The organism is Streptomyces adelaidensis, assembly GCF_016598475.1.
Lineage (GTDB): Bacteria > Actinomycetota > Actinomycetes > Streptomycetales > Streptomycetaceae > Streptomyces > Streptomyces adelaidensis.
Map to the genome: position 1 here is coordinate 44,394 of NZ_JAEMUX010000003.1, position 12,837 is coordinate 57,230.

The 12,837-nt window shown below is 73.1% G+C and carries 10 protein-coding genes and 2 pseudogenes; 8 read left to right on the forward strand and 4 right to left on the reverse strand.

What is annotated here, in order from left to right; all coding sequences use genetic code 11:
* Positions 1 to 71 precede the first annotated feature (71 nt).
* Positions 72 to 1,229 carry an ROK family transcriptional regulator gene (locus I8N67_RS02220; RefSeq protein ID WP_200300831.1) on the forward strand — a complete coding sequence of 386 codons (1,158 nt, stop codon included), beginning with the start codon at positions 72 to 74 and terminating at the stop codon, positions 1,227 to 1,229.
* 121 nt (positions 1,230 to 1,350) lie between these two features.
* Here the strand turns inward: I8N67_RS02220 and I8N67_RS02225 are convergent, their stop codons facing one another.
* Together I8N67_RS02225 and I8N67_RS02230 are read right to left on the reverse strand one after the other, a co-directional pair.
* A complete protein-coding gene (locus I8N67_RS02225) occupies positions 1,351 to 2,112 on the reverse strand; it encodes a GntR family transcriptional regulator (RefSeq protein WP_200300832.1) in 762 nt (253 codons plus the stop codon).
* Positions 2,113 to 2,237: 125 nt separating this feature from the next.
* On the reverse strand, positions 2,238 to 3,122 hold the full coding sequence (locus tag I8N67_RS02230; RefSeq protein ID WP_200300833.1) for an RNA polymerase sigma-70 factor: 885 nt from the start codon (positions 3,120 to 3,122) through the stop codon (positions 2,238 to 2,240).
* Positions 3,123 to 3,362: 240 nt separating this feature from the next.
* On the opposite strand from I8N67_RS02230, the gene I8N67_RS02235 reads away from it, so the two are divergent.
* Positions 3,363 to 4,196, forward strand: coding sequence for an alpha/beta fold hydrolase (locus I8N67_RS02235; protein WP_200300834.1), 834 nt, complete (start codon positions 3,363 to 3,365; stop codon positions 4,194 to 4,196).
* 471 nt (positions 4,197 to 4,667) lie between these two features.
* Here I8N67_RS02235 and I8N67_RS44870 read toward each other — a convergent pair.
* Positions 4,668 to 5,147, reverse strand: a pseudogene (locus I8N67_RS44870) (EamA family transporter); the annotation flags it as partial.
* Here I8N67_RS44870 and pdxR point away from each other — a divergent pair.
* From pdxR to I8N67_RS44955, 4 genes and pseudogenes are all read left to right on the forward strand, one after another.
* Positions 5,138 to 6,577, forward strand: coding sequence for a MocR-like pyridoxine biosynthesis transcription factor PdxR (pdxR, locus tag I8N67_RS02245; protein WP_200300835.1), 1,440 nt, complete (start codon positions 5,138 to 5,140; stop codon positions 6,575 to 6,577). The pseudogene I8N67_RS44870 and the gene pdxR overlap by 10 nt on opposite strands.
* 298 nt (positions 6,578 to 6,875) lie before the next feature.
* The gene (locus I8N67_RS02250) at positions 6,876 to 8,471 is read left to right on the forward strand and encodes an alkaline phosphatase D family protein (protein WP_200300836.1); all 1,596 of its coding nucleotides are present in this window, start codon (positions 6,876 to 6,878) and stop codon (positions 8,469 to 8,471) included.
* A 128-nt stretch (positions 8,472 to 8,599) separates the two neighbouring features.
* Positions 8,600 to 9,335: pseudogene (locus I8N67_RS42190) on the forward strand (SWIM zinc finger family protein); the annotation flags it as partial.
* 505 nt (positions 9,336 to 9,840) lie between these two features.
* The gene (locus I8N67_RS44955; protein ID WP_504740359.1) at positions 9,841 to 10,146 is read left to right on the forward strand and encodes a DUF7824 domain-containing protein; all 306 of its coding nucleotides are present in this window, start codon (positions 9,841 to 9,843) and stop codon (positions 10,144 to 10,146) included.
* A gap of 175 nt (positions 10,147 to 10,321) precedes the next feature.
* On the opposite strand, the gene I8N67_RS44095 is transcribed toward I8N67_RS44955, so the two are convergent.
* Positions 10,322 to 10,690: a hypothetical protein gene (locus I8N67_RS44095; RefSeq protein WP_200300838.1), complete on the reverse strand. Its 369-nt coding sequence runs from the start codon at positions 10,688 to 10,690 to the stop codon at positions 10,322 to 10,324.
* 122 nt (positions 10,691 to 10,812) lie between these two features.
* On the opposite strand from I8N67_RS44095, the gene I8N67_RS44100 reads away from it, so the two are divergent.
* Entirely contained in the window at positions 10,813 to 10,956 is a 144-nt protein-coding gene (locus I8N67_RS44100; RefSeq protein ID WP_200300839.1) for a hypothetical protein, read from the forward strand.
* A 136-nt stretch (positions 10,957 to 11,092) separates the two neighbouring features.
* Positions 11,093 to 12,406, forward strand: coding sequence for a GNAT family N-acetyltransferase (locus I8N67_RS02270; RefSeq protein ID WP_200300840.1), 1,314 nt, complete (start codon positions 11,093 to 11,095; stop codon positions 12,404 to 12,406).
* The last annotated feature ends 431 nt before the right edge of the window (positions 12,407 to 12,837 follow it).

Here is a 12,837-nt window from a genome sequence, read left to right on the forward strand (position 1 = left end):
CGGGCACTCGCCGGGGTCCGGGTTGACGAGTACGATCCGGCAAACACGGGCGCGAGCTGGGAGGACAGGCGTTGGGGCGGCTGACCGGCGGGGATCCTTCTCTGCTCCGAAGAATCAACTCGGCGGTGGTGCTGCACGCACTGCGCGCCACGGAACACGCGACGCTCACCGAGATCACCGGGGTCACCGGGCTGTCCCGGCCGACGGTCGAGGGCGTCGTCGAAGGGCTGGTCGAGGCCGGGCTGGTGGTCGAGCAGGCCGCCGAGGAGGGCGCCGCCCGGCGGCAGGGGCGGCCGGCGCGGCGGTATCGGTTCCGGGCCGAGGCCGGGCATCTGCTGGGCCTGGACGTGGGCTCGCACGAGGTGACCGCGCTGCTCGCGGACCTCGACGGGCGGGTGCTGGGCTCGCTCACCAAGGACGTGTCCGAGACGGCGTCGGCGGACGACCGGCTGGAGCAGCTGCGCTCGACCGTGGCGGAGCTGCTGCGCAGATCCGGTGTCTCCCGGAATTCACTGCGCGCGGTCGGCGTGGGCAGCCCTGGCATCATCGAGGCCGACGGCGCCGTACGTCTGTGCGCGGCTCTGCCGGAGTGGACGGGACTGAACCTGGGCGAGCGGCTGAACCGTTCCTTCAAGTGCCCGGTCCTGGTCGAGAACGACGCCAACGCGGCCGCCGTCGCCGAGCACTGGAAGGGTGCGGCGACCGAATCCGACGACGTGGTGTTCGTCCTGGCGGGGCTGAGCCCGGGCGCCGGTTCGCTGATCGGCGGGCGGCTGCACCGGGGCTACGGCGGCGCGGCCGGGGAGATCGGCGCGCTGCATCTGCTGGGCCGGGAGGCCACTCCGGAGGCGCTGCTTTCTACCACCGGCAAGCCGCTGCACCCGCTCGACGAGCAGGCGGTCGCCGATGTCTTCCGGCACGCGCGCGAGGGCGACGGGCGGGCCCGCGAGGCCGTCGACCGCTTCCTGCAGCGGCTCGTCCACGACGTGGCGGCCCTCGTCCTCGCCCTCGATCCCGAACTCGTCGTGGTGGGCGGCTGGGCGGCCGGCATCGACGACGTACTCGATCCGCTCCGGCACGAGCTGGACCGCTACTGTCTGCGTCCGCCCCGGGTGGCCCTGTCCCTGCTGGGCGAGACGGCCGTCGCCATGGGCGCGCTCCGGCTGGCCCTGGACCACGTCGACGAACAGCTGTTCGCGGTGGAGGGCACGGTGACGGCACGGCGCTGAGCCGGTGTCCGGCGTCACTGCCCTGCGCCGCCGACGGGCACCGGTGCCCGGCACGAGAACGCCGCGCCCCGGAGGTCCGGGGCGCGGCGGGTGCGGCTTCGGTGGGCGGCCGGCGTCGTCGTCAGGACGCGCGGCGCTCCGGGCCGTGATGGATCTCGACGCCGCCCGAGTCGCCGAAGGTCAGGCGGCACGTGTCAGCACGGTAGGTGGCCAGCGAGACGGCCGCCGTGCGGCCCTCGGCGAAGAAGCGGGTCGTGACGACGAGGACGGGCGCGCCGGGCAGCCGGTCGAGTTCCTTCGCGTCGTCCGCGCGGGCCGAGCCCAGCTCCACCGAGCGGTCCTGTCCCCCCAGCTCCAGGCGCTGCAGCTCGCGCAGCACGGCACGCGCGCGTGCCGCACCGGCGGGCGCGTCTATGCCGGAAAGGGCGGGCACCGAGCCCACCGGAATGTAGAGCAGCTCGGCGGCGACGGGCTGACTGTGCGACATGCGGGACCGGCGCACGACGTGCACCCGCTCGCCGTGCACGCTCTCCAGGATCTCGGCGACCACGGTCGGCGGCACCAGGTCCACGCAGTCCACGGCCTGCCAGGTGTCGCCGACGGTGCCCGGCCACGCGTGCTGTTCGGTGCCGACGGCGACCCCCACGCGCGGCGGTGCCACGGTGGTGCCGACGCCGCGGCGGCGCTGGAGCCGACCCTCCAGTTCGAGCTGTTCCAGCGCTTGACGGAGGGTGGCCCGCGCGACGCCGAAGCGGGCCGCGAGGTCGCGTTCGTTGGGCAGGATCTCGCCCACCGAGAATTCGGAGTCCAATGCCTCGGTGAGCACGGTCTTCAGATGCCAGTACTTCGGTTCCGGCACCGATTCCAGCTGCTGGGTCCCCACCCTGTCCTCCGCTGCTTCGCCGTGGCCCGGCGGCGTTTTTAGCGCCCTTGTTTATTAAAGGTTGTTGCACTTTCTTGCGACCATAGGCCCGCCCCCACCCTTGGTCAAGACCAATCATCGAACGCTCAGATATCCGACAGGGCGAGCAGTTTCTCCGGGTTGCGCACGATGTAGAGGCACTGGATCCGGCCGTCGGCGACATCGAGCTGGAAGACGCTGTCGACCTTGGTCCCGGACAGGATGACCACCGACGGAGCGCCGTTGATCTCCATGAAGCGGAACGACACCTCCGCGAGGCCCTTGCCGGCCGCGCCGTGCAGGAACCGGCCCACCTTGTCGGCGGTTTCGAGGACGCGCACCGGGGCCTTGCCGATGCCGCCGCCGTCGCCCACCAGGCGGACGTCGGGGGCGAGCAGTGTCATGAGCCCTTCGAGGTCGCCGCCGGATGCGGCGGTGAGGAACCGCTCGGTCAGCTCGCGGCGTTGCACCGGGTCGACCTGGTAGCGCGGCCGCCGCTCGTCGACGTGCCTGCGGGCCCGCCCGGCGAGCTGGCGCACCGCCGGCTCGGCGCGGTCGAGCATGGACGCGATCTCCGCGAACGGGTATCCGAAGGCCTCCCGAAGCACGAACACCGCGCGTTCCAGCGGGGAGAGCGACTCCATGACGACGAGGACGGCGAGCGAGACGGTGTCGGCGAGGACGGCCCGCTCGGCGGTGTCGGGGACGGTGGCCGCATAGTCGGTGACGTACGGCTCGGGCAGCCACGGACCGGGGTACGCCTCGTTGCGCGACTGGACCTGGCGCAGCCGGTCGATGGCGAGCCGGGTGGTGACGCGGACCAGGTAGGCGCGCGGTACGCGCACCTCGGCCCGGTCGGCGCCGGACCAGCGCAGCCAGGCCTCCTGGACCACGTCCTCGGCGTCGGCGACCCGCCCGAGCATGCGGTAGGCGACTCCCATGAGGACGGGACGGTGTTCTTCGAAGACGTCGGTCACGGTGTCGATGGTCACCGTTCCATCCCATCCCGAGGGGTGCGGCTCTGTCCAGTCGGCTGAGGAGGGGGCGTGACCGGCGAACGGTGGGCGCGCGCGGGGTTGTTACTCCCTGGGACTACCCGCCGGTAGCAGTTGCTGACAAGCTGTCTACGAACGCCGTACGTCAGCGCGTCCGCCCGCACGTCCGTATGTCCGCACTTCCGCACTTCCGCACTTCCGCACTTCCGCACTTCCGCACAGACGAGGAGCTGCACCATGTCCGCCGCCACGGTCTCCTTCCAGGTCCCCTCTCCACTCGGTCCGCGGTCCGTGACGGTCTCCTACGCGCGCGAGGGCACCGGTGAGCCCCTGCTCCTGCTGCACGGCATCGGCCACCACCGGCAGGCCTGGGACCCGGTGGTCCATCTCCTGGCGGCCGAGCGGGAGGTCATCACCGTGGACCTCCCCGGGTTCGGCGAGTCCCCCGCGCTGCCGGACGGCCTCACCTACGACCTGCCCACGACGTCCGCCGTGTTCGCCGCCTTCTGCGAGGCCCTGGAGCTCGACCGCCCCCACGCGGCGGGCAACTCCCTCGGCGGCCTGCTCGCCCTGGAGCTGGCCCGCGAGAAGCTCGTACGGTCCGTCACGGCCCTGTCGCCCGCCGGATTCTGGAACGAGGCGGAGCGCCGCTACGCCTTCGGCGTCCTGCTCACCATGCGGCAGATCTCGCGGCGGTTGCCACTGCCGCTGGTCGAACGGCTGTCCCGTTCCGCAGCCGGCCGCACCGCTCTGACCAGCACCATCTACGCCCGCCCTGCCCGGCGTTCACCCGAGGCGGTGGTCGCCGAGACGCTCGCGCTGGCCGGGGCCACCGGGTTCGACGAGACCCTCCGGGCCGGCGGCGGCGTCCTGTTCACCGACGACGTCCCCGGGCTCCCCGTCACGGTGGCCTGGGGCACCCGGGACTGGCTGCTCGTGCGCCGCCAGGGCGTCCGGGCCAAGCGGGTCATCCCCGGCGCGCGGCTGGTGCGGCTGCCCGGCTGCGGTCACTGCCCCATGAACGACGACCCCGCGCTGGTCGCCCGGGTCATTCTCGACGGCAGCCGCTGACCTGCCACGGGACAACACCCCCGATCCCAGGGCGACTCCGGCACCCACCAGCGCACTGCCGACGCCCTGCGCGGCGCCGTAGGAGCCGGTGCCGACGAGGGGAGCCGTGACGGCGGCGGCCACCGGGATGAGGCCGGAGAAGAGGGTGGCCCGCTCGACGCCGATGCGCCGCACGCCCATGTACCAGCACACGAACCCGATCACGGTGACGACCGCCGCCTGCCACAGCAGCGCGACGGTCTCGGTGCCGTCCGGGCGGCGCAGCCAGGCGCCGCCGTCGACGGCCACGCCGACCGCCGCCGACTCGACCGCCGCGAGACCGCACACGGTCGCCGACAGCAGCCGCGGTCCGAGCGGCCGCAGCAGGGGTACGGCCAGCACCGCGAAGCCGACCTCCCCCGCGAGCGCGCATACCGAGAACGCGATCCCGGCACCGTCCGTACGGCCCCATCCCTGGACCGTGAACGCGCCGGCCGCGACGAGCGACGCCCCGTAGACCACCAGCCGTCGTGGAGGCCGGCCCGCCGCCAACGGCACGAGAACGGCCACGACCACCGGGGCACAGCCCACCAGGACGCCCGGTACCGCCGGTTCCGCGGTGCGCTCGGCGGCGATCACCGCGATGTTGAAACCGACCATGCCGACGGCCGCGAGCAGCGCCGCCCGCGCCCACTGCCGTGCGGTCAGACGGCGCAGGGGTGCCGTACCGCCCCGGCCGAGGAGCGGGATCAGCAGCAGGCAGGCGAGGCCGTAGCGGAGGAACTGGCCGCCCGCGTACGGGTAGTCGCCGAGGACGCTGTTGGCGGTGAAGGAGCCGCCCACGAGGACACAGGCGAGGGCGGAGAGGAGGGCTCCGCGGGTGGCAGTGGTCGCGGTGGCGGTGGCGGCGTTCATGGTGGTGACGCTAGGGAGGCGGGCGGCCCGGATTAAGGTCCACTTCCATGACGTCATCGAGGGCCAATCCGGGGGACGGTGATCGATCGACGGCCGTTCCCTGGGCCGCCGCCTGGGAGTTGCTGCTGCCGGTCGCCGAGGTGCCCGCACGCGCGCGTGGACGTACGTTGCGGGCGGCGCTGCGGGAGGCGATCCGGACGGGCCGGCTCGCGCGGGGGACGCGGCTGCCGTCGAGCCGGGAGCTGGCCGCCGATCTCGGGGTGTCGCGCGGGCTGGTGACGGAGGCGTACGAGCAGCTGGTCGCCGAGGGGTATCTGCGCAGTGGCCGGGGCGCCGGGACCTGGGTGGGCGCCGCCGTCAGGGCCGCCCTGCCACGCGCGCGTGATCTCGCTCCGCGCTCCCCCGGCGCCCGTGCCGACTTCGTGCCCGGGACGCCCGATCTGTCGCTGTTCCCGCGCGCCGCGTGGGCGGCGGCCCAGCGCGGGGTGCTCGCGGAACTGCCCCACCAGGATCTGGGTTACCCCGACCCGCGCGGGCTGCCCCGGCTGCGTACCGCCCTCGCCGAGTTGCTCGCCCGGCGCCGGGGTGTGGTCGCCGATCCGGAGCGGATCGTGGTCGTCTCCGGGGTGGCCCAGGCGACCACCCTCCTCGGATACGTGCTCCACGCGCGCGGGATCCGGTCGATCGGCGTCGAGGACCCGGGCAGCCCCGAGCACGGCACGCTGTACGCCGCCGCCGGGCTCGCCACCGTGTCGTTGCCGCTGGACGAGGAGGGGCTGGCCGTCGGGCCGCTGGGTGAGTCGGGCGTGCGGGCGGTGGTGACGACGCCGGCCCACCAGTTCCCCTGGGGGATCGCGTACTCCGCGCGGCGGCGCACCGAACTGCTCGACTGGGCACGGTCGGTGGACGGTCTGATCGTCGAGGACGACTACGACGGCGACTTCCGCTACGACCGCGCTCCGGTGGGCGCCCTCCAGGGACTCGACCCCGAGCGGGTCGCGTACGCCGGTTCCGTCAGCAAGTCCCTGGCGCCAGGGCTGCGGCTCGGCTGGCTCCTCGTCCCCACCTCGTTGGCCGAGGAGGTCGTCGAGCGCAAGCGGACGATGGATCTCGGCCATCCCACCCTCGATCAGGCTCTCTTCGCGCGATTCGTGGAGCGGGGTGACTACGACCGTCAGCTGCGGCGCTGCCAGCGGGCCTATCGGGAGCGGCGTGACGTGCTGGTCTCCGCGCTGGCCGAGCACTTCCCCGGTGCGAGGGTGTCCGGGATCGCGGCCGGTCTTCATGTGATCGCCGTGCTGCCCGACAGGTACGGGCCGCTCGACCGTTTCCTGGAGCGGGTGAACGCGGCCGGGGTGGCGGTGCGGGGGCTGACGGCGTACGGGCGGTTGCGGGACGACGGCGTACGGCTGGTCCTCGGGTACGCCCATCTGTCGCCCGCGCGGATTCGGGAGGGGGTGCGGGCGATGGCGGTGGCCGCCGGCTGACCTGCGGGGTTTCGCGCCCCCGCCGCCCCTGCCCGTCCCATCCCCGGGGCTCCGCCCCGGACCCCGCTCCTCAAACGCCGGAGGGGCTGGATTTTCAGCGGGGGTCTGGGGGCGCGGCCCCCAGGAACCGCATGGGACGGGTAGGGGCGGCGGGGGCGAAATCACTCCGACCCCGGCGGCGCGCACCCGTTCCCGAACGACCCCGGTCAGTTGTTCACTTGTCGTTTCCGTGTGCGCTGCGGCGCACCAGTAGTTGTGGCAGAGCACATCGGCCGAATCCGTCGCTGGAGGCACATCCATGTCACACCGCCCGCCGAGTCCCCCGCCCGGCCGCCGCAGCATGCTGCGCGGCTCGCTCGCCGCGTCGGCGGCGCTGGCCCTCCCCGGCTCCGTCGCGCTCGGTTCGGCCCCGGTGCTCGCCCTGTCGGGGCGGCCGAAGGCCGGCTGGGGTGTGCAGGCCGGGGACGTGGACGCGCACTCCGGGCTGGTGTGGGTGCGTTCCGACCGTCCGGCGCGGATGATCGTCGAGACGTCCGCCACCGAGTCGTTCCGCCACGCGCGCAGATGGCACGGTCCGCTGCTCGGCGCGGGCACGGACTTCACCGGAACGACGCGGCTGCGCGGCCTGCCGGCGGGCGAGCAGATCCACTACCGGGTGCTTCTCGCCGACCCGGACGACCCGCGCCGCACGGGCGAGCCGGTCGCCGGCACGTTCCGTACGACCTCGCTGAAACGGCGCTCCGGCACGCGATTCGTCTGGTCGGGCGACCTGGCCGGGCAGGGCTGGGGCATCAACCCCGACCGCGGCGGCTACCACGTCTTCGACGCGATGGGCGCGCTGGACCCGGACTTCTTCCTGTTCAGCGGCGACACGATCTACGCCGACGGGCCGATCGCGGCCACGGCGGCGCTCCCCGACGGCAGCACGTGGCGGAACGTCACCACCGAGGAGAAATCCAAGGTCGCGGAGACGCTCGCCGAGTTCCGGGGCAACTTCCGCTACAACCTGCTGGACGAGAACCTCAAGCGGTTCAACGCGCGGGTGCCGTCGATCGTGCAGTGGGACGACCACGAGGTCACCAACAACTGGTACCCCGGTGAGATCCTCACCGACACCCGGTACACCGAGAAGAACGTCGACGTGCTGGCGGGCCGGGCCCGGCGGGCCTTCAGCGAGTATTTCCCGATCTCCACGCTGCGGCCGGGCGCCCGGGAGGGGCGGGTGCACCGCGTGGTGCGCCAGGGTCCTCTGCTGGACGTGTTCGTGCTGGACATGCGGACGTACCGCAACGCCAACTCGCCCGACAGGCAGACCACCGACCCGCAGGGCATTCTCGGCACCGAGCAGCTGGAGTGGCTGAAGCGGGAGCTGTCGCGGTCGCGCGCGGTGTGGAAGGTGATCGCCTCCGACATGCCGCTCGGCCTGGTCGTACCGGACACGGGTGACGGCAAGCCGAACATCGAGGCCGTGGCGCAGGGCGACCCCGGCGCGCCGCTCGGGCGGGAGCTGCAGATCGCCGAGCTGCTGCGGTTCGTCAAGCACCGGAAGATCACCGGCACGGTGTGGCTGACGGCCGATGTGCACTACACCTCGGCGCAGCACTACCAGCCGTCGCGGGCCGCCTTCACCGACTTCGAGCCGTTCTGGGAGTTCGTCTCCGGCCCGCTCAACGCGGGTGCCTTCCCGGCGAACGCGCTGGACGACACCTTCGGCCCCGAGCGGGTGTTCATGAAGGCGCCGACCACCGCGAACGTGTCGCCTGCGGGCGGCTACCAGTTCTTCGGCGAGGTCGACATCGACGGCGACAGCGGGGAGTTGACGGTGCGACTTCGGGAGCAGGACGGGACCGTGCTGTACACGAAGGTGCTCCAGCCGGGTCTCGTCGGACAGTGACCGGCCCGACGTAAACCCGGTCCCGCCGCCCGGTCGTCGGTCGGCCGGACACCTCGTCACTCGTCGCCTCGCCATCGCGTTTTCGCAGGTCAGGGCCGATTGTCAGTGGTCGCTTCTACGGTTTTCCCATGACGCGATCTCTGCAGGCCGTGGCCTACACCCGACCCTCCGTGCTGGAGTCCGTGGCGGGCGGACGCCGGCTCGGGCTGGAGACCTCTCGGGGTGCGACCCGACGGGGGTCGAGGACCATCCGCGGTTCTTCACGGGCTTCCTGACCTCTCCTCAGGTGGCTGCCGCGGGGCTGCTGGCGGTGGCCGACGTGGCGGCGGCGCGGTATCACCAGCAGCAGCTTCGGGCCTCGCTGGACCCGGTGGTGACGGGCAACGGGGACCGGCTGCGCTTCGAGTCGTTCTCGGGCTGCGGCGGGGTCTATGCCCGTCTGGACGTGCTGGAGCCGGGGCTGGACGGCGGCGAGGTGGGGCACGGCACGACCAACGTGGATGTGAACAACCCGTTGCGCGAGGCGCTGTCCCGCATCGGCGGGGACGATCCGCTCCATCTGCGGGTCGGCCCCGAGGAGTTGGCGGTGACCACGCTGGACGGCCCGGTCGTGGAGAAGAAGGTGCCGCTGCCGGACCGCTGGCTGCGGGGCTTCGCCGAGGCCCAGGTGATCGCGGCCGGGTTCGACCTGCGGGCCGAGCTGTCCGCGGCCGAGGCGTGCGGTTCCTGCGGTCCCTGCCGCGCGGTGGCTCGCGCGGGGCCTCGCGGGGAGCCCAGTGGGTCGTGCCCGCCGGACGCGCCGGGCGTATCCGGCGCTGCACGCGACCGGCGCCGCCTGCCGGACGGGCGCCGCCGCCGTGGCGACCTGGCTCACCGGCTCCGAGCTGCGCTGGCGGCAGGCACCGGCGTCGGTCCTGACCGAGATCCTCGGCGACCGCGATCCGGGCCGGCTCGCCGACCTCGTCCGCCGCCTGGCGGAGCGCCCGCTCTCCGCGGACGTCCCGTACGAGCTGATGGCCGGTCTCGTCCGGCTCGCGGGCTGCCGGGTGCCCACGTCCGAGGCCTATGTACGGGGCTGGATGGACCACATCGGCTGGGCGCGCCGGAACGCGGGCACGGTGATCGGGAACCTGCGGAAGGACCCGCATCTCGCGGAGCTCGCCGCCGCGCTGTTCGAGATCGAGGAGATCGGCGCCCGCAGCAACTGGCGGTACGGCGACGGACCGAACAACTGGACCTACGCCCTCACCCAGCTCACCCGGGAGGGTCTCCTCGACCACAAGGTGATGGTGGACGCGTGTGCGGCCCGGCTGCTGCGCGGCGGTGCCTCCACCGCGGACAACAAGGTCTTCCTGGGTGTAGCGGTCTGGTGTGGGCGTTCGACGCCCGGCTGCGGGAGATCGCGTACCGGATCCGGACCGACCCGCCGCCGTTCCTGCTGGCGACACCCACCTGGAGCACGGGGGTACTGGAGCCGGGCGAACTGGTGGCGCGGCTCGACGCGTACCGGCAGTCGGGCGTGCGGCCGGGTGCGGCGGACTTCGCGCAGGCGCTGCTGCGCGTGCGGCGCGACGGCCCCGACGGCACAGCCTCGCTCGCGGCCGCCGCGGTGGCTGCTCGGGAGCTGGGGAGCTGGGGACGAAGGAAGGTGACCGGCTGGCCGAGTGGCTGCTGACAGACGTGCCGTCCCAGCCCGTCCGGCGCAGCCGTACGGCCGGGCCGAGGATGCTGGTGGAGTTCGGTGAACTTCCCGAGTTCCGGAGTGAATTCTTCCCGCCGGAGTTCCGTCGGCTGGGCCGTCCGATGTCGGTCTACACGGACCGCTGGTCCTGCTCTCACTGGGACGACTCTCAGTGGCGGCACTGGCTGGCGGTGGTGCCGGGGCGACCGGAGCTCGTGGCGGGGCGGGTGCTGCGCGAGCTGTCGTATGGGGCCATCGAGGACACCAGGGCCGGGTTCTCGTTCCTGCCGGCGCTCGCCGAGGCGGAGGGCGAGGCCGGCGACGCGGTGTGGCTCTGTGTGGCGTACGGCCTGGGCGCGCGGCGTCCGCAGGACCGGCTCGCCGCCATGGACGCCCCGCTGGTGCTGGCGGCACGGGGCCAGTTGGACGCGGAGCGGCTGGGTGCCGATCCGGGCCGGTTGGCGGTGCTCAGGACGGTGAAGCCGCTGCGGCTCGCCGAGGCGATACGGACGGCTGCGGCCACCGGGGCGTACGGCACCGCCTGGTCGGTGCTGCGAGCCGCGCTGGCCGCCGCTGCTGGCCGAACTGGCGGGCGAGGGCGGAGGCGACGGCGAAGGCGGGGCGAAGACGCCGGCGCGTGGGCTCGGGGACCTGGTGGCCGTGGCCGCGGAATGCGTGGAGCGGTGCGGGGCACACGGGAAGCTGCCGTATCTCGCGGAGGCGGCGGAGCGCCGGGGCACGTCCCGGCTGGTGACCCAGGCCCGGCGGCTGCGCACGGCACTGGCGGAAGAGGGGGCCGGCTGACCTGCGCGGTCAGTGATGGCATCGGTTCCGCCGACATCGATCATATAAAAAGCAACAAAAGGCGCGGAACGATGCTTTTACCGGTCAGTCACAAAGCGTTCGTGATCACGCAACACCCTTCCTGCACAGTGACCACATGACTCCAGACATGTCCGACGCCACCAGGGCGACGAAAGCACACCCGATACACCACTGGCTGCGGCCTGCCACGGCCGGTTTCCGTAGTTGGTGGACACGGCGCCACGGCCACGCGCCGCCGACGGGTGATACCGGCGCCCGGCCGCCGCTCACGGAAGAGCGGCAGGCCGGGCCGTCGGGAACGGACGCCGACGCGATCGGCGGGGCGACGACGCTGTGGCGGATGCGGACGACGGTGAAGGACGAGCCCGGCTCGCTGGCCGCGCTGTGCATGGCGCTGGCCGGCCACCGGGTCGACATCCTCAGCCTGCAGACGCACCCGCTCACCGAGGGCACCGTGGACGAGTTCCTGCTGCGGGCGCCCGAGGAGCTGCCGGCCGCCGAGATCGGCCGGGCGGTGTCGCACGCGGGCGGCACCGCGACCTGGATCGAGCGCGGCGACGCCCACGACCTGGTGGACGCGCCGACCCGGATCCTCCAACTGGCCACGCGTACGGCGCTGGACGCGGCCGAACTCCCGCTCGCGCTCCGGAAGTTGCTGGGGCGCTGCACCATCCGCTCGGTCCCTGCCGCCGCCCCCGGCTCCGGCCGGGCTCAGGACATCGCCCCGGTGGAGGGGGCCTTGGAGGACACGGTGATGCGGTTGCGGGCGCCGGAAGGTGGGGTGATCACCGTGGAGCGGCCGTATCTGCCGTTCACGCCGACGGAGTTCGCGCGGGCGCGGGCCCTGGTGGAGCTGGACACGCGGCTGGGTCCGCGGGTCCCGCGCAGCGAGGACGTACTGACACTGCCGGAGGGCAACGACATCACGGTGCGTCGCGCCGACGGAGGCGATCTTCCGGCGGCCAAGGCGATGCACGAGCGGTGCTCCGCGCACACGTTGAGCATGCGGTACCACGGGCCGGTGGGCGACGCCGGCCGGTATCTCAAGCATCTGCTCAGCCCCCGTTTCGGCCGGACGCTCGCCGCGCAGACGGCCTCCGGGCGGCTCGTCGGCCTCGGTCATCTCCTGTGGGACGGTGACGAGACGGAGATCGCGCTGATCATCGAGGACGAGTGGCAGCGGCGGGGTATCGGCGGTGAGCTGCTCCGCAGGTTGGTGGACATGGCGGGGGACGCCGGCTGCGAGAACGTGTATGTGGTGACGCAGTCGTCCAACACGGGGATGGTGGCGGCGATGCGGGGGCTTGAGTTGCCGCTCGACTATCAGATCGAGGAGGGGACGCTGGTGATCACTGCGCGGCTGGACGTGGTCGCGCGGGCGTCGCTGGGGCGTGAGCGGTCTGTCGGGGTGGCCGAACAGGGCTGTTGAGCGGGCGTTGTCGGATGCGGGCGCGTGGGGGCTGATCGCGCAGTTCCCCGCGCCCCTGAGAGGGCGTGGCCGCGGACCCCGGTCACAGGGGCCCGCACGCCCCAGTGACCGCACCGGTCTCCGATGTCGGGTGCGCGTGCGTGGGGGCTGGCCGCGCAGTTCCCCGCGCCCCTGGAAGGGGTGCGGCTGTCACGCCCTGGTCGCGAGGCCCCGCACGCCCCAGTGACCGCGCCCGCCTCCCATGTCGGGTACGGGCGCGTGGGGGCCGGTCGCGCAGTTCCCCGCGCCCCTGGAAGGGGTGCGGCTGTCACGCCCTGGTCGCGAGGCCCCGCACGCCCCAGTGACCGCGCCCGCCTCCCATGTCGGGTACGGGCGCGTGGGGGCCGGTCGCGCAGTTCCCCGCGCCCCTGGAAGGGGTGCGGCTGTCACGC